General features: G+C 66.6%; 14 protein-coding genes. 5 read left to right on the top strand and 9 right to left on the bottom strand.

All coding sequences use genetic code 11. The annotated features are described in order from the left end of the window. Nucleotides 1-32 precede the first annotated feature (32 nt). Complete coding sequence (locus tag ACWPW0_RS19725; RefSeq protein ID WP_447594311.1) at nucleotides 33-437, bottom strand: bacteriohemerythrin; 405 nt, start codon at nucleotides 435-437, stop codon at nucleotides 33-35. 254 nt (nucleotides 438-691) lie between these two features. Here ACWPW0_RS19725 and ACWPW0_RS19720 point away from each other — a divergent pair, with 254 nt between their 5' ends. From ACWPW0_RS19720 to ACWPW0_RS19710, 3 genes are all read left to right on the top strand, one after another. Further along, entirely contained in the window at nucleotides 692-3,991 is a 3,300-nt protein-coding gene (locus ACWPW0_RS19720) for a transglutaminase family protein (RefSeq protein WP_454256277.1), read from the top strand. A 177-nt stretch (nucleotides 3,992-4,168) separates the two neighbouring features. Then, nucleotides 4,169-6,694 carry a circularly permuted type 2 ATP-grasp protein gene (locus ACWPW0_RS19715; protein ID WP_454256276.1) on the top strand — a complete coding sequence of 842 codons (2,526 nt, stop codon included), beginning with the start codon at nucleotides 4,169-4,171 and terminating at the stop codon, nucleotides 6,692-6,694. Further along, complete coding sequence (locus ACWPW0_RS19710; protein WP_454256275.1) at nucleotides 6,691-7,605, top strand: transglutaminase family protein; 915 nt, start codon at nucleotides 6,691-6,693, stop codon at nucleotides 7,603-7,605. The genes ACWPW0_RS19715 and ACWPW0_RS19710 overlap by 4 nt, the downstream gene beginning before the upstream one ends. 20 nt (nucleotides 7,606-7,625) lie before the next feature. Here ACWPW0_RS19710 and ACWPW0_RS19705 read toward each other — a convergent pair whose 3' ends face one another. The 8 genes from ACWPW0_RS19705 to ACWPW0_RS19670 form a co-directional block, all read right to left on the bottom strand. Further along, entirely contained in the window at nucleotides 7,626-8,420 is a 795-nt protein-coding gene (locus ACWPW0_RS19705) for an ABC transporter ATP-binding protein (protein ID WP_447594303.1), read from the bottom strand. Nucleotides 8,421-8,429: 9 nt separating this feature from the next. After that, a complete protein-coding gene (locus tag ACWPW0_RS19700) occupies nucleotides 8,430-9,203 on the bottom strand; it encodes an ABC transporter permease (protein ID WP_454256274.1) in 774 nt (257 codons plus the stop codon). Then, nucleotides 9,200-9,961 carry an ABC transporter permease gene (locus ACWPW0_RS19695; RefSeq protein WP_454256273.1) on the bottom strand — a complete coding sequence of 254 codons (762 nt, stop codon included), beginning with the start codon at nucleotides 9,959-9,961 and terminating at the stop codon, nucleotides 9,200-9,202. The genes ACWPW0_RS19700 and ACWPW0_RS19695 overlap by 4 nt, the downstream gene beginning before the upstream one ends. 43 nt (nucleotides 9,962-10,004) lie before the next feature. Next, nucleotides 10,005-11,060 carry an ABC transporter substrate-binding protein gene (locus tag ACWPW0_RS19690; RefSeq protein WP_447594298.1) on the bottom strand — a complete coding sequence of 352 codons (1,056 nt, stop codon included), beginning with the start codon at nucleotides 11,058-11,060 and terminating at the stop codon, nucleotides 10,005-10,007. Between the two features lie 203 nt (nucleotides 11,061-11,263). Next, complete coding sequence (locus ACWPW0_RS19685) at nucleotides 11,264-12,316, bottom strand: ABC transporter substrate-binding protein (RefSeq protein ID WP_447594296.1); 1,053 nt, start codon at nucleotides 12,314-12,316, stop codon at nucleotides 11,264-11,266. A 258-nt stretch (nucleotides 12,317-12,574) separates the two neighbouring features. Next, complete coding sequence (locus ACWPW0_RS19680) at nucleotides 12,575-14,437, bottom strand: ABC transporter ATP-binding protein (RefSeq protein WP_454256272.1); 1,863 nt, start codon at nucleotides 14,435-14,437, stop codon at nucleotides 12,575-12,577. Further along, the gene (locus ACWPW0_RS19675; RefSeq protein ID WP_447594292.1) at nucleotides 14,430-16,208 is read right to left on the bottom strand and encodes an ABC transporter ATP-binding protein; all 1,779 of its coding nucleotides are present in this window, start codon (nucleotides 16,206-16,208) and stop codon (nucleotides 14,430-14,432) included. The genes ACWPW0_RS19680 and ACWPW0_RS19675 overlap by 8 nt, the downstream gene beginning before the upstream one ends. Before the next feature lie 95 nt (nucleotides 16,209-16,303). Next, nucleotides 16,304-17,470, bottom strand: coding sequence for an LLM class flavin-dependent oxidoreductase (locus tag ACWPW0_RS19670; RefSeq protein ID WP_447594290.1), 1,167 nt, complete (start codon nucleotides 17,468-17,470; stop codon nucleotides 16,304-16,306). Nucleotides 17,471-17,813: 343 nt separating this feature from the next. Between ACWPW0_RS19670 and ACWPW0_RS19665 the strand changes: the two genes are divergently transcribed. Together ACWPW0_RS19665 and ACWPW0_RS19660 are read left to right on the top strand one after the other, a co-directional pair. Beyond that, on the top strand, nucleotides 17,814-18,551 hold the full coding sequence (locus tag ACWPW0_RS19665; RefSeq protein ID WP_447594288.1) for a class II aldolase/adducin family protein: 738 nt from the start codon (nucleotides 17,814-17,816) through the stop codon (nucleotides 18,549-18,551). A gap of 149 nt (nucleotides 18,552-18,700) precedes the next feature. After that, entirely contained in the window at nucleotides 18,701-20,332 is a 1,632-nt protein-coding gene (locus ACWPW0_RS19660) for an amidohydrolase (protein WP_454256271.1), read from the top strand. Nucleotide 20,333 lies beyond the last annotated feature (1 nt).

Raw genomic sequence — 20,333 nt, 5'->3', positions numbered from 1 at the left:
CAGAGCCGAGCCATCTGATTCGTCTCTTCACCCTAGCCGGCACCGTGATTGCGGATGTGTTCGACATAGGCCTTGTCGACCTTGAGGATATGGTGAATCAGCCACGCCTTGAGCAGTTCCAGAGCTTCAAGGCCCACGGCCTCGCCGAGGTCGTGGCGGCTGAGCAGTGACATCACCTGGCCGCTGAACAGGTTGTGCTGCGCCAGGTGCGCCTCGCTGTGCGGGTAGTCCGAGCGGATGAACAGGTTCTCTTCGACGATGAAGTGATTCATCGTGTAGTCCATCAGGCCCTCCAGCAGTTCGCCGACCAGCTCGGGGCGGGCCGAGGCCTGCAGGGCGTCGTGCAGCGCATTGGTCTGGTCGACCAGCCAGCGGTGCTGTTCATCGATCTCGGCGATGCCGACCTGCAATTCCTCCGTCCACGGCATGAAGGTCATGCTGCACGCTCCTTGTTGTTGGTGATGTCGCGGCATCTTCCCGGCTGGCGCAGAAGCCTTCTTGATCGGCATCAACGATTGCGTGCATTGCCGTTCGGCAGGTGGCGCCATTTTCGTGCGGATGATGGTGCGGGCTCTGCGGGCAGCCCTGTTATGGTGCGTGGGTGGCTGGCAGGGCGCGGGAAACCGTGAGTAAGGCGCTGGCATAACTCTTGCGCTGCCCTTGTATCGCCCTGGCTTGCAGGAGGCCCGCCGTGTCGATTCATGTCGCACTGCATCACGTTACCCATTACCGCTATGACCGCCTGGTCAACCTCGGCCCGCAGATCGTCCGTCTGCGCCCGGCGCCGCACAGTCGTACGCGCATCCTCTCCTATGCCCTGAGCGTCGAGCCGGGCGAGCACTTCATCAACTGGCAGCAGGACCCGCAGGGCAACTACCTGGCGCGCCTGGTGTTCCCGGAAAAGACCCGCGAGCTGAAGGTCGCTGTCGACCTGGTCGCCGAGATGGCGGTGTTCAACCCGTTCGATTTTTTCCTCGAGCCCTATGCGGAGAAGATTCCCTTCGCCTACACCGCCGGCGAGCAGCGCGAGCTGGCGCCGTACCTGGTCAAGCTGCCGGCCGGCGCGCTGTTCGCCGACTACCTCGCGGCTATCCCGCGCGAGCCGCTGGCCAGCGTGGATTTCCTGGTCGCCCTGAACCAGCGCCTGTCGACCGATATCGGCTACCTGATCCGCCTGGAACCGGGCGTGCAGACGCCCGAGGAAACCCTGGAGAAGGCCTGCGGCTCGTGCCGCGACTCGGCCTGGCTGCTGGTGCAGCTGTTCCGCCACCTGGGCCTGGCCGCGCGCTTCGTCTCCGGCTACCTGATCCAGCTCACCGCCGATGTGAAATCCCTCGACGGCCCCAGCGGCACCGAGGTCGACTTCACCGACCTGCACGCCTGGTGCGAGGTGTACCTGCCCGGCGCCGGCTGGATCGGCCTCGACCCGACCTCCGGGCTGTTCGCCGGCGAAGGCCACATCCCCCTGGCCTGCAGCCCGGAGCCGTCCTCGGCGGCGCCAATCAGCGGCGGCGTCGACGAATGCGAAGTGGAGTTCGGCCACGAGATGCGCATCGAGCGCATCTGGGAAGCGCCACGGGTAACCAAGCCCTACAGCGAAGAGCAGTGGCAGGCGATCGTTGAACTCGGCCAGCGCATCGACGATGACCTCGAGCGCCAGGACGTGCGCCTGACCATGGGCGGTGAGCCGACCTTCGTCGCCATCGACTACCCCGACGACGGCGAATGGAACACTGACGCCCTGGGGCCGAACAAGCGGCGCCTGGCCGGCGAGCTGTTCCATCGCTTGCGCGAGCACTACGCGCCGCACGCGCTGATGCATTTTGGCCAGGGCAAGTGGTATCCCGGCGAGCAGTTGCCGCGCTGGTCGCTGAACTGCTTCTGGCGCAAGGACGGCGAACCGATCTGGCAGGACGCCGCGCTGTATGCCGACGAGTCACGCTACTACGGCGCCGACGCGCGCCTGGCCGGGCGCTTCCTCAACACCCTGGCCGGGCACCTCGGCCTGTGCGCCGAGCACGTGTTCCCCGCCTACGAGGACTGGCTCTACTACCTGTGGCGCGAGCGTCGCCTGCCAGCCAACGTCACCCCGGACGATCCACGCCTGGCCGATCCGCTGGAGCGCGAGCGCCTGCGCAAGGTGTTCAGCCGTGGCGTCGGCGATGTGGTCGGGCACATTCTGCCGCTGTCGCGCAGCGAGAACGGTGAGCAATGGCTGAGCGGGCCGTGGTTTTTGCGTGACGAATACTGCCGGCTGATTCCCGGCGACTCGCCGCTGGGCTATCGCCTGCCGCTGGATTCGCAGCCCTGGGTCAGCGAGTTCGACTACCCCTACGTGCAACCGCAGGACCCGAACCAGGCGTTCGCCCCCTTACCCGCGCGCCAGCAGATCCAGCGTCAGCTGCGTACGCCGCTGTTTCCCCATGCGCGCCAGGAGGTGGCCGAGCAAACGGCGCCCGAGCCGTTCGAGTCGGCCGCCGGCGTAGTACGCACCGCGCTGTGCGCCGAGCCGCGTGACGGTCGGCTGTACCTGTTCATGCCACCGCTGACGCGTCTGGAGGATTACCTGGAGCTGGTCGCGGCCATCGAGGCCACCGCCAGCGAGCTGCGCTGCCCGGTGGTGATGGAGGGCTACGAGCCGCCGAGCGACCCGCGCCTGCAGTACTTGCGCGTGACCCCTGACCCAGGCGTGATCGAGGTCAATATCCACCCGGCGGCGAGCTGGGACGAGCTGGTCGAGCGCACCGAATTCCTCTACGAGGCGGCCCGGCAGACACGCCTGTCCAGCGAGAAATTCATGATCGACGGGCGCCACACCGGTACCGGTGGCGGCAACCACTTCGTCCTCGGTGGCGCCACGCCGGCGGATTCGCCGTTCCTGCGCCGTCCGGACCTGCTGCGCAGCCTGATCAGCTACTGGCATAACCACCCGTCGCTGTCCTACCTGTTCAGTGGCCTGTTCATTGGCCCGACCTCGCAGGCGCCGCGCGTCGACGAGGCGCGCAACGATGCCTTGTACGAGCTGGAAGTGGCCTTCGCACAGATGCCCGAGCCGGGCCGCGAGTGCCCGCCCTGGCTGGTCGACCGCCTGCTGCGCAACCTGCTGGTGGACGTTACCGGCAACACCCACCGCGCCGAGTTCTGCATCGACAAGCTGTACTCGCCGGACAGCGCCAGTGGCCGGCTCGGCCTGCTCGAATTGCGCGCCTTCGAGATGCCGCCCCATGCGCGCATGAGCCTGGCCCAGCAGGTGTTGCTGCGCGGTCTGGTCGCGCGTTTCTGGGACGAGCCCTACCGTCCGGCCAGGCTGGCGCGCTGGGGCACCGAGCTGCACGACCGCTTCCTCCTGCCGCACTTCATCGAGCAGGATTTCAACGATGTGCTGCATGAGCTGAATGCGTTCGGCTACCCCGTGCGCGCCGAGTGGTTCGCGCCGCATTTCGAGTTTCGCTTTCCCAAGGTCGGCGACTACCAGGTCAAGGGCATCGAGCTGGAACTGCGCCAGGCCCTCGAGCCCTGGCACGTGCTGGGCGAGGAGGGCGCGCCGGGCGGCACCGTGCGTTACGTCGACTCGTCGCTGGAGCGCCTGCAGGTACGCCTCGACGGCCTGGCGCCGGACCGTTACGTGCTGACTTGCAACGGCGTGCCGGTGCCGTTGCAACCCACCGGCAAGGTGGGTGAATTCGTCGGCGGCGTACGCTACCGCGCCTGGCAACCGCCGAACTGCCTGCAGCCGACCATCGGCGTGCACGCGCCGCTGGTGTTCGACATTGTCGATACCTGGATGAGTCGCTCGCTGGGCGGATGCCAGTACCATGTCGCTCACCCGGGCGGGCGTAACTACGAGACGCTGCCGGTGAATGCCTATGAGGCGGAGAGCCGGCGCCTGGCGCGCTTCTTCCGTCTGGGCCACAGCCCGGGCACACTCACTGTCACCCCGCCCAGCCATAATAATGAACTGCCGATGACCCTGGATCTGCGTAGAAGCTGATTTGCCACCTTGTAGGGGCCGCTGGCTGCGGCCCGGCGCATCGCGCTGTGAGCCCGTAGGGTGAGCTTCAGCCCACCAATACACGCCCAGTGCAATCCATTGTGGGCTAAAGCGGAGCGCCGCCCGGCCCACCCTACAAGAAAGAGCTGCTACCAGCGCCTGATACCGAGCCCTGCCATGCCTGACCTGCTTGCCGATTACCCGCAGACCGATGCGGCCTATCACGAACTGCTCGACGCCCGCGGGGGCATTCGTCCGCACTGGCGGCGCCTGTTCGAGCAATTGCAGCGCAGCAGCCCGGCGCAGTTGCAGCAGCGTCAGGACCTGCTGACCCGGCAGATCCAGGAAAATGGCGTGACCTACAACGTCTATGCCGACCCCGAGGGCGCCGACCGCCCGTGGGAGCTGGACCTGCTGCCCAACATCATCCCCGCCGAAGAGTGGCAGCGAATCGCCGCTGGCGTGGCCCAGCGCGCCGGCCTGCTGAACAGCGTACTGGCCGACCTGTATGGCCCGCAGCAACTGATCGCCGATGGCCTGCTGCCGGCCGAACTGGTGTTCGGTCACGACAATTTCCTCTGGCCCTGCCAGGGCATCCAGCCGCCGGGCGGCACCTTTCTGCACCTGTACGCCGTCGACCTGGCGCGCGCGCCGGATGGCCGCTGGTGGGTCACCGCCGACCGCACCCAGGCCCCCTCGGGCGCCGGTTATGCGCTGGAGAACCGGCAGATCGTCTCGCGCGCCTTTCCCGAGCTGTACCGCGATTTGCACGTGCAGTACCTGGCCGGCTTCTTCCGTACCTTGCAGGACACCCTGGCGCGTCAGGCCCCACTGCAAGGCGACGAGGCGCCGCTGGTGGTGCTGCTGACGCCGGGGCGTTTCAACGAAAGCTATTTCGAGCACCTGTACCTGGCGCGCCAGCTTGGCTACCCGCTGGTCGAAGGCAGCGACCTGACCGTGCGCGACGCCACCGTCTACCTCAAGACCCTGGCCGGCCTGCGCCGTGTGCACGCGATCTTGCGGCGTCTGGATGATGACTTCTGCGACCCGCTGGAGCTGCGCACCGACTCCGCCCTCGGCGTGCCCGGCCTGCTCGAGGCGGTGCGCCAGGGCCGTGTACTGGTGGCCAACGCGCTGGGCAGCGGCGTGCTCGAATCGCCCGGGCTGCCAGGTTTCCTGCCGGCCATCGCGGATAAGATGCTGGGCGAAGAACTGCTGCTGCCGAGCATCGCCAGTTGGTGGTGCGGCGAGCCACCGGTGCTGGAAGAGGCCCTGAGCAAGCTCGACGAGCTGCTGGTGCGGCCGAGCTTTCCGTCGCAGAGTTTCGCCCCGGTGTTCGGCCGTGATCTCGACGAAACACAGCGTGCGGAGCTGGCCGAACGTCTGCGCGCACGGCCCTACGCCTATGTGGCGCAGGCGCTGGCGCAGCTGTCGCAAGCGCCGATCTGGCAGGCCGGGGCTGGCCGCGCCGAGACTGGCCGTGCCGAAGCGGGCCGCGTGCAACCTCGTGCCATCGGCATGCGGGTGTTTGCCGTGGCCAGCGCTGAAGGCTATCGGGTACTGCCGGGTGGCCTGACCCGCGTGGCGGCTGAGGCCGATGCCGAGGTGGTGTCGATGCAGCGCGGCGGTGCGAGCAAGGACACCTGGGTGCTCGGCGAGCGGCATGCCGGCGGCGAGCCCTGGCAATGGCTGCGCCCGCTGGGCGTGGCCGACCTGGTGCGCAGCGACCCCTACCTGCCGTCGCGGGTGGTGGAAAACCTGTTCTGGTTCGGCCGCTACAGCTCGCGCTGCGAGGATGGCGCACGGCTGCTGCGGATCATGTTGGCGCGCTATGTCGATGATGACGATGACCCGCAGGCCCTGCAGACCGCCCTCGGTCTCGGCGAGCGCCTTGGCTTGCTGCCCGACGCCAGCGAAGGCGAACTGGAAGAGCGGCTGCTACAAGCCGTGCTGGGTGCCGACTGGCCAGCCAGCCTGCGCGCCAACCTGCAGCGCCTGCAATGGGCGGCGGGCAGCGTGCGCGGCAAGCTCTCGCGGGAAAACTGGCAAGCGCTGATCGAGCTGCAGCGCGAGGCCCAGGCCCTGGAAGCGCAGCAGGCCGACCTCGGCGAGCTGCTGGACTTTCTCAATCGCCTGCTGATGTCGCTGGCGGCGCTGTCCGGCTTCGCCCTCGACGACATGACCCGTGACGACGGCTGGCGCTTTCTCATGCTGGGGCGTTGCATCGAGCGTCTGCAGTTTCTTGCCGAGAGCATCGGCGAGTTCCTGCGCAGCCAGGCGGTGCACGACCAGTCCGCGCTGGAGTGGCTGCTGGAGCTGGGCAACAGCAGCATCACCTACCGCACCCGCTACCTGGCTTCGGCACAACTGATCCCGGTGCTCGATCTGCTGCTGCTCGACGAGCAGAACCCACATGCCGTGCTGTTCCAGTTGCGCATGCTGCTGCGTTCGCTGCGGCGTCTGGACGAGCGCTTCGACTTCGTCGCCACCAGTCACCTGGCGCAGTTGGAACGCACCCTGTGCGCTTTCAAGCTGGGCAGCCTGGAGAACCCGTTGTTCGGCCCATCCGGCATCCGTGCGGTGCTCGGCGGCCTGGCCGATCTGTTGCAGCAGATCGCCACCGGTGCGGGGCAGGTTTCCGATCAACTGGCGCTGCGTTTCTTCGTGCACGTGGATGCCAGCCAGCGGACGCAATCGTCATGAGCCGGGCGACTTACCAGATCTTGCATGACACCCATTACCGCTATTCGGCGCCGGTCTCGCTGGCCCAGCAACTGGCGCACCTGTGGCCACGCGAATGCGCCTGGCAGCGTTGCAGCGAGCGCCACCTGAATGTCAGCCCGCAGCCAACCTGCCGCACCGACAGCCTCGATGTATTCGGCAATCCGCTGACGCGCCTGGTCTTCGAGCGTCCGCACGATGAGCTGCGGGTCAGCGCGCGGTTGCGGGTCGAGGTCCTGGCGCGGGCGCCCCTCGACCTGGGCGACTCGCCGGCCTGGGAGGCGGCGAGCGCGGCGTTGAGCTATAGCGGCCAGCCGCTGGATCAGAAGGTGATCGAGGCCATGCGCTATCGCTTCGAGTCGCCTTACGTGCGGCTCAAGCATGCCTTCGTCGCGTTCGCTGCCGACTGCTTCGCGCCTGGTCGTCCGTTGTTACTGGCGGTGCGTGCGCTGATGCAGAAGATCTTCGACGAGTTCACCTTCGACGCCGAGGCGACCCAGGTGGCGACCCCGCTGTTGCAGGTGCTGGAGGCGCGTCGTGGTGTGTGCCAGGACTTCGCCCACCTGATGCTGGCGTGCCTGCGGTCGCGCGGGCTGGCGGCGCGCTATGTCAGCGGTTACCTGCTGACCCAGCCTCCTCCGGGGCAGCCCAGGCTGATCGGCGCGGACGCTTCGCATGCCTGGGTGGCGGTGTTCTGCCCCGGGCTGGGCTGGGTGGATTTCGACCCGACGAACAACCTGCTGCCGGCGCTGGAGCACATCACCCTGGGCTGGGGACGCGACTTCTCGGATGTCTCGCCGCTGCGCGGGGTGATCCTCGGTGGCGGCAGCCATGACCCTGAGGTCAAGGTCACGGTGCTGCCGCTGGGCGAGGCGCTGACGGTTGCTGGTTGAGCCGCTCGAGCCGAGCCGGCTCAGGCGCCGGTCAGCTCGGCCAGCAGTTCCTTGCGCAATGCCTGCAGGACGGGCGAGTTGCGTTCACGCGGGTGCGGCAGGTCGACTTTGACTTCGTGGCGAATGCGCCCCGGCCGCGCGTCCATGACGATCACCCGGTCACCCAGGTACAAGGCTTCCTCGACATCGTGGGTGACCATGATCATGGTGCTGCGCTGCTGCACCCAGATGCGCTGCAATTCGCGTTGCAGGTGCACGCGGGTCAGCGCGTCGAGGGCGCCGAACGGCTCGTCGAGCAGCAGCACCTTGGGGTTGGTGATCAAGGCCCGGGCAATTGCCGCGCGTTGCGCCATGCCACCGGACAGTTGATGCGGGTAGGCGTGTTCGAAACCGGTGAGGTTGACCAGCGCCAGGTGCTCGGCCACGCGCCGGGCTTTTTCGGCCTTGCTCAGGCGCAGGTTCTTCAGGGCCAGCTCGACGTTCTGCGCCACGGTCTTCCAGGGGAACAGACGGTGGTCCTGGAACACGATGCCGCGCTCCAGGCTGGTGCCGGCGACGGGCTCGCCGTCGAGCAGGATCTGCCCGTCGTACTGGTTTTCCAGGCCGACGATCAGACGCAGCAGGGAAGATTTGCCGCAGCCGCTGGCGCCGACGATGCTGACGAACTCGCCGGGCAGTACGCGCAGGTTGATGTCGTCCAGCACGGGCAGCGGCTTGCCGTCGATGCTGTAGGCCTTGCTCAGGCTGCGGATTTCCAGCGCGCTGGGCTGGCTCAATCCGTTGTCGATGAGTTGCGGGGCGAGAAGGGCGGTCATCGGGTTCACCTATCGAAGATTGCGCCAGCGCAGCAGGTAGCGGCTCAGGCGTGAAAACAGTTGGTTCATGGTGTAGCCGAGCAGGCCGATGCAGAGGACGCCGATCACCACCACTTCCATGCGCGATCCGGTCTCGGCGTTCATCATCAGGTTGCCCAGGCCCATGCCGGTGGAAAGGAACAGCTCGCAACCGACCGAGCTGACCCAGGCGAAGGCCAGGGCGTGCAGGACGCCGTTGCTCAGGCTGGGCAGGGCGCTGGGCAGCAGTACCTGGGTGAACTGCTGCACGGGTGTCAGGGCATAGATGCGACCGACTTCGCGGTAGCGCGGGTCGACATGGTTGAAGCCCTCGAAGGTGTTGAGCACCATCGGGTAGAACGCCGCCAGGCTGACGATCAGCACCTTGGAAAACTCACCGCTGCCGAACCACAGTGCCAGCAGGGGAATCAGGCCGAGAATCGGCACCTGGCGCAGGGTGTGGTACAGCGGCCCGAGCAGGCGTTCGGCGACCCGCGACAAGGCCATCAGCACGCCGATGGCGAAGCCGGCGAGCAGGCCGTAGGCCAGGCCCAGGCAGGTGCGCTTCAGGCTGGCGGCGGTGCTCAGCCAGAGTTCGCCGCTGTTGATCAGTTCGAGCAGGCCGGCGCCGATCTTGCTCAGGGGCACGAAGGCATAGGCATGGCTCGCGCTCTGGCGCGAGGCGATTTCCCAGGCGGCGATCAGCAGCAGTGGCAGGAGCAGTCCGCGCAAAGGCAGAAGGATGCGACGCAGCAGGATAGTCATGGCGTGGGTTTCCAGCGGAACAGGTGTTTTTCCAGCAGGCGAAAGCCGTAGTCGAGGATGAAGCCAATCAACCCCGTCACCACCACGCCGACCATCACGATGTCGATGCGCATCATCTGCCGGCTCATTTCGATCATCTGCCCCAGGCCGGTGTCGGCGGCCAGCAGTTCGGCGGCGACCAGCACCATCCAGGCGCGGCTGAGGCTGATGCGCAGGCCGGTGACGATGGGCGGAGCGGCCGCCGGAAAGGCCACGTCCTTGAGCAGACTGAACAGCGGCAGGCGATAGACTTCGGCGACCTCGAAGTGGCTGCGCGGAATGCCCTTGACCCCTTCGCTGGTGGCCAGCGCCACGGGGAAGAACGCGGCCTTGGTGACGATCAGGATCTTGAAGGTTTCCTCGACGCCGAACAGCAGGATGAACATCGGGATCAGCGCGATGGAGGGAATCTGCCGCAGGGTATGGAACAGCGGCGAGCAGTAGGCCTCGACGGATTTCGACAGGGCCATGGCGGTGCCGAACAGCAGGCCGGCGCCGGCGCCGATGGTGAAGCCGATCGCCAGGCGGCTCAGGCTGTTCTGCAGGTGTTCACGCAGTTCACCACTGCCGAGCAGGTCGATGAAGGCTTCCCACACATGCTGCGGTGGCACCAGCAACTGCGCGGGAAACAGACCAGCATTGGCCACCAGCGCCCAGACCAGCAGCACGGCGAGGGGCGAGGCGAACCAGCTGAGACGGTACAGCGTCGTGCCGATCATTCAGGCCTCCCTGTCCGCCGGGCGGGCATGGGTGAGGACGTGTTCAGATAGCCACATTGATCTTCTCCAGCAGGTGTTCCAGCGGGCTTGGTTCGATCCAGGTGCGCACGTCGAAACCGGCGGGGATGAACGCCCAGCGTTCGAGGAAATCGGTCAGGTCCTGCAGGGCCGCCACCGAGCGCTCGGCCAGGTTGGTCTGCAGGCGCAGGTGGGCATCGTCGCCATAGGCGCTGGCGACCCAGTACTCGCTGGTGTTCAGCTCGCGGGCGAGGAAACGCCGGGTTTCTTCCGGGTGAGCCCAGGCCCACTGCTCGGCACGCAGCACGGTTTCGAGAATCAGCACCGCCGATTCGAAGTGCTCGTCGAGCAGGTGCTGGTCGACGGTCAACGTGCGCGGGGTGCCGATGTTGGAACGGGTCAGCGGGTCGGGATGCGAGCCGACGTCCACCACCACGCGCAGGCCGAATTCGTCGGCCAATTGCAGGCCGTGGGCACCCTTGAGGAAGATCGCATCGATGTCGCCACGCAGCAGGCCGATCAGCTCGTTGTTGCGCCGCCGCACGCGGTTGCCGCGCAGGGTGACCTGGGCACCGTGCAGGTGGCGCACTGGGTCATCGCTGTAGGTGCCGCCGTAGGGGTAGTCCACCAGCTCCACGTCGCTGACCTGCATGCCTTCCAGGCGCAGAGCGTTTTCCAGGCCGCGAATGGCCTGGGCGCGGGTGAAGTCGATCTGCACGTTGGCCCACTTGGGCACACCGAAGCGGCGGTTCTTCAGGTCGCGGATGGTGTGCACGTCACTGTCGGCGTTGGTGACGATCAGTTGGACTTCATCGCTCCAGGACAGGCCGATCAGGCGGGTGGCGCGGCCACTGGCGCGGGCCCAGATGGCCGGGATATTGCCGCCATGGCGCACGGAATTGCGCAGGTGGTGGTCGTAGTGCGCTTCGCGGACCTCGCGTTCGGAGGATTCGCGCAACGCTTGAATGCGTGTGCCGAAAGGGCGGAAGGCTTCTGCCAGACGGCCGGATTCGACAGCGATGCCGAGCCCCGTGGGTACCGGGCTATGGGTGTACCAGAGGGTATCGAGAGGTTTGCTCATAAAGGTTCCACATGACACGGGAACCCCCGCTCCCGTGCCGGGAGTGGGGGGCGATTACGACTTGGGCTTTGTACGAAAGCGCCTGCGCTCGGTGATGTGTCGTTAAAAACGGATTCGGAATGCTCATTTACAACGCGTGAACTCTGCTTCCTCATCCGTTTTTGCCTTGCCTGACCTTCGCTCGACGGCTTTTCGCAAAGAGCCTAGCCAGCTAGCGCGGTACGGCTGCGCAGGGTTTCCAGCGGGCGCTCGTCAATCCAGTCGCTCACGGAGAAGCCCTTGGGAATGAAGTTCCAGCGGTGCAGGAAGTTGGTGAAGTCCTGCAGGCCTTGTTGCGAACGCTCGTCGAGGTTGGTGCGCAGGCGCTGATGGGCATCGTCACCGTAGGCCTGGGTGACCCAGAACTCGCTGCTGTTGGTTTCACGAGCCAGGTAGCGGCGGGTGTCGTCCGGGTGCGCCCAGGCCCACTCTTCGGCACGCAGGACCGAGGCGAGGATGGCCACGGCGCTGTCGTAGTGCTGGTCGAGCAGGTTGAGGTCGACGCTCAGGGTGCGTGGCGTGCCGTTGTTGGCGCGGATCAGCGGCTCGGGGTGCGAGCCGGTGTCGATCACCGTGTGCAGGCCGAACTGCTGGGCCAGTTGCGCCGCGCTCGCGCCCTTGAGGAAGATCGCGTCCACTTCGCCGCGCAGCAGGCCGACCAGTTCCAGGTTCTGGCCACCGCGACGGCGGCCGCTGAAGGTGCTGATGCCATTGCTGGTGCTGGCCGCTTCATCGCTGAAGGTGCCGCCGTGGCGGTAGTTGACCAGCTCGACGTCGCTGACTTCCAGGCCTTCCAGCTTCAGGGCGTTTTCCAGGCCGCGAATGGCCTGGGCGCGGGTGAAGTCGATCTGCGCGTTGGCCCAGTCGGGCAGGCCGAACTTGCGACCCTTGAGGTCCTTGACGGTCTTGATGCCACTGTCCTGGGTGGTGAGGATCAGTTGCACCTCGTCAGCCCAGGACAAGCCGATGACGCGGGTCTCGCGACCGCTGGAACGGGCCCAGATGGCGGGAATGTTGCCACCATGGCGGACGGAATTCTGCAGGGTGTGGTCGAAGTGCGATTCACGCACGGCCTGGTTGTCCGATTCGCGCAGGGATTTGATGGCAGTACCCTGGGCGCCCAGGCTTTCTTCCAGCCAACCTTTCTGCACGGCGATGCCGAGTCCGGTGGGTACAGGGCAACGGGTGTACCAGAGCGTATCGAGGGGTTGACTCATGGCGTGTCTCCAAAGGTAAGGATAAAAACGCTGGGCGGCATCCGCGATGCGCTCATCGTTCGGACTGCGGCCAGTGCCGCATCCGTCTGCTGGGGTAATTGCAACGGCCATGCCACGCCTGCGGAAAATGACGCGGGCCTTGCTGGTGCTGGGTTTTGTGGATTGCCGCCGTGGCGGGCTGGCAGGCGACTGCTGCTGTAGCAGCAGTCGATCAGCAGCATTGCCGGACCTGCTGCTGCAGGCCCGGCAATGCCGGGGTCAGGCGGGGAGTGGCGTGTCCTGGAGCTGATATTCGTCGCCGGCGCTCTGCTGATAGGCCTGGTAGAGCGCCGCGTAGGCCCCGGCACTCTGGATCAGGCTGGCGTGGTTGCCCACTTCGGCCAGGCGCCCGTTGCGGATCACGGCGATGCGGTCGGCGTCGCGAATGGTCGCCAGGCGGTGGGCGATGATGATCGCCGTGCGCCCTTCGCACAGGCGCCGCAAGGCGCGCTGGATACGCCGCTCGGTGTGGATGTCGACCGCCGAGGTGGCTTCGTCGAGCACCAGCACCGCCGGGTCGGCCAGGTAGGCGCGAACCAGGCAGACCAGTTGCCGCTGGCCATGGCTGAGGTGCGCGCCGAGCGGGCCGACCTCGGTGTGGTAGCCATGGGGCAGGCGTTCCAGCACTTCGTCGGCACCCAGCTCGCGAGCGGCGGCGATCAGCGTGGCATCGTCGGCCTGAGGCGACGCCAGGCGCAGGTTGTCGAGGATGGTCCCGGAGAACAGCACGTTGTCCTGCAGCACCACGCCGACGTTGCGGCGCAGCTCGTGCTGGGCCAGGTCGCGCACGTCGATGCCATCGATCAGCACCGCGCCGTGCTGCACCTCGTAGAAGCGCGTGAGCAACTGCACCAGGGTGCTCTTGCCGTGCCCCGAGGGGCCGACGATGGCGAGCACTTCGCCGGCCGGAATGTGCAAGTCGAGGCGGTCGATCACCGGGCGCTGCGCATCGGCGACATAGGCGAACTGCACGTCCTTGAAGTGCACGTCGCCACGGGCCTTGGCCAGTGAGCGCGGCGTCGCGCTGTCGACGATTTCCGGGCGGGTGTCGAGCAGCAGGAAGATGCGTTGCGCCGAGGCCGAGCCGGTGGCGTAGCGCTCAAGCAGGTCGGACAACTCCTGCAACGGGCCGAGGAACAGCATGACGTAGAACAGGCTCTCCGCCACCTGGCCGACCGTCACCGTGCCATCGGCCATGCCGCGTGCGCCGACCAGCAACAGCACGGCCATGCCCACGGCAGAGAGAATCCCGGTGAACGGCGCGAACCAGCCGGAGCGCAGGTTGCCGTTGATCAGCGACCAATTGAAGTCCAGCAGCAGGCGCCGGTAGCGCGTGCGGTTGGGCGTTTCCTGCACGCACTGCTGGATCATCCGCGCCCCGGCCACGGTTTCCACCAGGTGCGCGGTGAAGCGGCTGCGGTTCTCCGCGACCTTCGCCCAGTTGCGCTGGGAGATGCGCTTGAAGCTCCAGGTGGCGAAGAACAGCAACGGCACCACGCCGGCCAGGCTGAGGAAGAACACCGGGGCGATCAGCCACAGCATCACCGAGGCGACCACGCAGCGCAGCAGGGCGCCGAGCAGTTCGGGCGGGCCCTGGATCAGCAACGCCTCCAGGCTGTCGACGTCACGGTCGGCGCGGGAAATGATGCGCCCGGCCTTGGTCCGGTCGAAGTAGCCGATGCTCAGCGCCTGGACGTGGGTGAAGACGCGGATACGCAGGTCGTTGAGCACGCGGATCGCGGCGCTGCCGGCGATGTACTGGGAGACCCCGGCGAGCATGAAGCGCGCGGCCCAGGTGGCGGCGAGGCCGATCCCCAGCCAGAGCACCAGGCGCTCGTCGAGCAGCCAGGAGCCGTCCTGTTCGATCAGGCCGTGGTCGAGCAGTTCGCGGACGAACCAGGGGCGCAGGAACACGGCGAATACCAGCACCAGCTCCAGGCCGATGACCGCGAGGATGCGCTTGCGCACGGGGCCGAGCAGGGGCAGCAGGCGGCTGAACATGCTGCGGTCGAGGGCTTTCTTGGCAAGCATCTCCTCGATTTCGATGTCACTGAGTGCCTTGCCGGGTAACGGATTAGCCATGGTCGATCCCCAGCAGGTCGCGGTAGGTGGCGTTGCGCTCGACCAGTTGTGCGTGGCGGCCGCTGTCGGCGATGCGGCCGTCCTGCAGCAGTAGCACGCGGTCGGCGAGCAGGATGGTAGAGAGCTTGCTGGAGATCACCAGCAGCGCCGTGGCGTGGCCGTGGGTGCGGTGCAGGTCGCGGATGTTGTCGAGCACGCGGCGTTCGCTGAGGGCGTCCAGGGCGCTGGTGGCGTCATCCAGGCAGAGGATGTCCGGGCGCGCGAGCAGGGCACGGGCCAGGTTGATGCGCTGGCGCTGGCCGCCGGAGAGGGTCACGCCGCGATCGCCCAGGGCGGTGTCGAGGCCGCGTGGCAGGCGTTCCAGCACATCGTCGGCAGACGCCGTGCGCAGGGCCCAGAGCAGGTCTTCTTCGGTGGCCTGGGGCGCGGCCATGCGCAGGTTGGCGGCCAGGGTGTCGGAGAACAGGAAGCTTTCCTGTGGCACGACATGCACGCGGCGGCGCAGTTCGCCGAGGTCGAGTTCGCGCAGGTCATGCCAGCCGTGCGCGGCGGAGCCGACTTCGACGCGGCCCTGCTGCGGATCGGCCAGGCGCGGCAGCAGGCTGGCCAGCAGGCTCTTGCCCGCGCCGGTGCCGCCGACCAGGGCGACCACTTCGCCGGGCTCCAGGGTCAGCGAACAATGTTCGAGAATGCTGCGACCACCGCCCGGCGCGCTGACGCCCACATCGCTCAGGCGCAGGCCGAGCGGTGCCGGCGGCAGTGGCGCGGTGCCGCCAACGATGGCCGGCTGGGCGTCGAGCAGTTGCCAGATACGCCCGGCGGAGGAGCGGGCATCGGCGAAGACCTGCATGACCCGACCCACCCCTTCGACGCGGAAGACCAGGGTGGTGACGATCAGCAGCGAGGTCACCAGTTCACCCACGCCGAGGCGCCCGTCACGGACCAGCAGGGCGCCATAGCCCAGCACCCAGACATGCCCCAGCGCCACCACCACCTGCGGCAGGGGAATCCGTGTGCTGGCATAGGCCAGGGCCAGACGCGCCTGCTCGGCGAAGAAGCCGACCTGCTGGGCGAAGCGGTCGATGCGGCTGGCTTCAAGGGCGAAGGACTTGATCACCCGGACACCGCCGATGCCTTCGCTGAGGTCCTGATTGACCCGGTCGTAGGCGGCGCCGACTTCGCGGTCGAGAACCACCAGGCGCCCGGTCTGCGCCACGAAGATCCAGAAGCCGAGACCGGTCAGCAGCAGTGGCACCAGGCCCAGCAGCGGGTTGTACCAGATCAGCAGGCTGACCGTGGCCAGCACCACCAGCGGCGTTTCCACCACCTGGCGCCAGAAGTTGATCAGCGCATCGCGCAATTTGTCGGCATCGCGGGTGGTGCGGGTGATCATCTCGCCCATGCCGTGTTGCCAGTGGTAGCCCAGGTGCAGGCCCTGGACCTGTTGCAGGATGCGCTCACGCAGGCGGGTCAGCAGCTCCTGGCTGAGCACCAGGGACAGCACGCCGGAGGCGTATTGCAGCACGCCCCGCACGGCGGCCACGCCGAGGATCAGCCAGAGCCAGGACCAGGCCACATGGCTGTCCAGGCTGCCGTCGGCCTGGCGGACCACGGCGGTGCCGCTGTGAACGTCATTCAGGGCGTGGCCGATCAACCATTGCTGGACGGCCAGGCCGGCGCTCACGGCAATGAACAGCAGCGCCGTGAGCAGGAAGCGCCAGGGCATCTCGCGGTAGATCGCCAGGCTGCGCAACAGGGGGTAGTTTTTCATGGAGGGCTCTTGAGGAATCAGGGGCGAGGACTGCGACACGGCCCCGCGCGCCGAAGCGCAAACGGGGCCGTGCAAGGGGCGGCGCTGTCCTCGGGTCAGACGACAGCCTTCAGCGGGTCACCGGCCACGTCACTCAGGGGCTGCCTGGCGTGCACCAGCGGCAGGACTTCCTGGCCGATGCGCAAGGCTTCTTCCAGGTGCGGATTGCCGGCCAGGATGAAGGTGGAGAAGCCGGCGTCGCGGTACTCGGCCAGGCGCTCGGCGACGTTCTCGTGGCTGCCGACCAGGCCAATGGTGGGGCCGGGCTTGGCCTTGCCGAAACCGGCCCACAGGTTCGGCCCGATGATCAGGTCGTCGAAGCGTTCGCTGTTCTGGTGGTAGGCCGTCTGGCGGGCCGCCCCGACCGAATCGGAGCCGCTGGCGAAGTGCTTGATGAAGGCGCTGGTCTTGGCGTCGATGCGCTCGTACTGGCGGCGCAATTCGCTCCAGGCGGCCTCTTCGGTTTCGCGGGCGAACAGGTCGATGCGGATGCCGAAACGCACCTCGCGGCCCTGCTTGGCGGCCAGCTCGCGCACGCGTTCGAGGTGCGGCTTGAGCTTGTCGACCGGCTCGGCCCAGTTGAGGTAGACATCGGCGTGCCTGGCCGCGACATCCAGCGCCGGGTCGGAGAAGCCCGAGAAGTACACGCCGGGCTTGCGTTCATTGCGCAGGCCGAGGGGCAGGGAGCCGTTCTCCATCTGATAGATATCGCCCTGGTAGCTGAACTGCTCGTTGCTCCACAGGCCCTGGATGATGTCGAGAAACTCGCCGGTACGCTGGTAGCGCTTGTCGTGTTCGAGGAAGTCGCCATTGGCACGCTGGCTGGCCGGGTTGCCACCGGTGATGATGTTCCACTCCAGGCGGCCACGGCTGAGGTTCTGCAGGATTGCCGCCTGCTGGGCAGCATAGGCCGGCAGGGTCCAGGTGGCCTGGAAGGCGATCAGGAACTTGATCCGGCGGGTTTCGCGGGCCAGCGCGGCGGCGGCGATCCAGGGCTCGGGGCCGGTGGGCAGCAGCGCACCTTCGAAGCCGGCCAGTTCGGCGGCCTTGGCCACCTGGGCGACGTAGTCGATATAGGTGAAGCCATCCGGCTCGCCATTGGGCAGGCGGCCGGGGGCGATGTTGCCCGGGCGGTAGTGGGCGGCGCCACGGTTGTTCTTGTCCGAGGCGATTTGCGGACCATCACTGCCCAGCGGCAGGCGCCAGAAGAATTCGGTGCTCATGAGCGACTCCAGGGTGCTGATATCGGGGATCGACCGCGTCCTGCGCGGTCCATGGCGACTCAGGTGCAACGCCTGTGCCATGCCCTGCAAGGCGCGTGCTTGTGGGCTTTCAGGCGCCGTGGGGAGGGGGTGTTGCCTGAGCAGCAGCAGCGGGGAGGCAGTCATTGCTGGTGACGCAGCACAAGTGCTGGCTGAGCAGCACTGACGGTCGGTCGATTTTCTGGCTATCGGTATAAATCTATTTAAATCAATGGGTTGTGATTCTGGCACAGGAGCTGCTGAAGGAACGGTAACACCAGGGCCGAGGCCCTCGGTTCATCCATTCCGTCACAAGGATCTCGCCATGACCGCCATTACCCTCGATTCCCAGCAGACCACCTTCGTCGAACAGGCCAAGCGTGATTTCGCCAAGGCCTACCGCGTGCTCAAGGACAGCCGCACGCTGACCGCCACCAACACCTACCAGGCCTACCTGCGCGTACCGGACAGCGACCTAGTGGTGGCCCTGCATGCACCGAGCCCCTGGGCCGATGACGAGCAGATCCGCGCCGTGGTGGCCAGCTATGACGGTGTGATTGCCCTCGACGAAACCATCGAGGGCAGCTCGCCGCTCAGTGGCAGCAAGGCCGGCGGCAATGGCCGCCGTTATGCCGCGGTGTTCCAGCAGCGCCCCGAGGTCAACGTGGTGATCCACGTGCACACGCCGTATCTGGGGGGCTGGGCCAGTGCGCATCGGGTACTGCCTATCCGCTATGCAGCTTCGCAACGGGTGACGCTGGCGCGTGAATTGCCGATCTACATCGACCGCCGCCAGCAGGAAGCCGACTTCATCGTCGACAAGATCGTGGAAAACCCGCACACCCCGGCGATCCTCGAAGCCAATGGCGGCGCGACCTTCTGGGGGACCGGCATCATCCAGGCCTCCAAGCTGATCCTGCTGATCGAGGAGGGGGCCTACTTCCAGGGCCTGGCGGAAATCTTCGGCGGCTCCAAGGAGTTCGGCCCAGGCGTGCTGGAGCAGCAGTGGAAGATGACCGGCCTGTGGCCACAGGGTCAGAAACTGCTGGAGGCGGTGGCCTGATTCCACCCACCGCCGGGCTGCGTCGCCAGCCCGGCCTTGCCTGCAATACCCCTGAGCCTGGTGCGCATCCCGCGCTGGCACTGCGAGTGCCGGTCGTGCCCAGGCCTTCCTTCTTTTCGTATTGATCGTCGTTGCTAGAGGCCTGCCCCATGTCCATTCATGCCCCGGGATTCCGGGATGTCGTTTCCTTGTGCTCTCGACACCTTCTACACCTGGCCATTGCCGGCGCCAGCCTCGGCCTGGGCAGTTCCGCGTTGGCTGCCGGCAGCGATGGTGAAACCCTGAAGCAACAGGTGATCGCCGGTGTCGAGTCGCGGCAGAAGCTGGCTCAGGTAATCAATGACAGCCTGTTCAGTTTTGCCGAGCTCGGTTATCAGGAGCTGGATTCGACCCAGTACCTGACCAGCCTGCTGGAAAAGAACGGTTTCACCCTCGAACGCAACATCGGCGGCATGCCCAGCGCATGGACCGCACGCTGGGGCAAGGGGCATCCGGTGATTGCCCTGGGCAGTGATTTCGATGGCCTGCCGGGCCTGTCGCAGAAGCCTGGCGTGGCCTACTACGAGCCGATCGTGGCGGGTGCGCCGGGGCATGGTGAAGGTCACAACTCCGGCCTGGCGGCCACGGTGGTCGCGGCGTTGGCGGTCAAGGATGTGCTGGCCCGGGAGAAGCTGCCGGGCACCCTGGTGATCTGGCCCGGTGTTGCCGAAGAGATCGGCGGCGGCAAGCCGTACATGATCCGCGCGGGCGCCTTCAAGAATGTCGACGCCGTGCTGTTCAGCCATGTCGGCAGCAACCTGGGTTCGTCCTGGGGGCAGTCCAGCAGCAACGGCACCATCTCGGTCCGCTATGACTTCCAGGGCGCCAGTGCCCATGCCGGTGTCGCACCCTGGCTGGGGCGCAGCGCGCTGGATGCGGTGGAGATCATGAACGTGGCCTGGAATTTCCGCCGCGAGCACCTGCGCCCCACGCAGCGCTCGCACTATGTGATCACCCATGGCGGCGACCAGCCCAACGTGGTCCCGGCCAAGGCCTCGGTGTGGTACCAGATTCGCGAGACGGATTTCGAGAACACCCTGAAGAACTTCCAGATCGCCAATCGCATCGCCGATGCCGCGGCATTGGCTACCGATACCCAGGTCAGCCACCAGGTCATCGGCACGGCCGCGCCGGGGCACTTCAACAAGGCCCTGGCGCAAACCCTGGCGCGCAACAGTGAACGGGTCGGCCTGCCGACGTGGAACGATGACGAACAGCGTTTCGCCAAGGCCGTGCAGAAACTGGTCGGCTCGCCGCAGAACGGCCTGGCGCAGCAGCAGGAGGCCCTGACACCGCCACCACAGCGGCCGGGTGAGGGCGGCTATTCGGACAACATCGGTGATGTGTCCTGGGCGGTACCCACGGCGGTGCTGGGCTATCCGGCGAATATCCCGGGCGTGCCGTTCCATACCCCGGCGGCGGCCATGTCCATGGCCACGCCGATTGCGCACAAGGGCGTGGTGGCCGGGGCCAAGGTGCTGGCCCTGACGACACTGGATCTGGTGCGTACGCCCGAGCTGCTGGTCGAGGCCAAGCGGTACTTCACCGAGGTGCAGAACAAGGAGCAGAAGTACCTGCCCTTTATCAGCGACAGTGACCAGCCCGCTGTCGAGCTGAACACGGAGGTGATGGCTCGCTTCCGCCCTCTGCTCAAACCGTACCACTACGATCCGACGCGGTATGACACCTACCTGGAACAACTGGGTGTCAGTTTTCCCGGTCTGGAGAAACCGACGAAGTAGT

The sequence above is a fragment of the Pseudomonas sp. Marseille-Q8238 genome (assembly GCF_965111915.1).
Note: the sequence above shows the minus strand (reverse complement) of the source record. Positions and strands in the feature narration are given on the sequence as shown.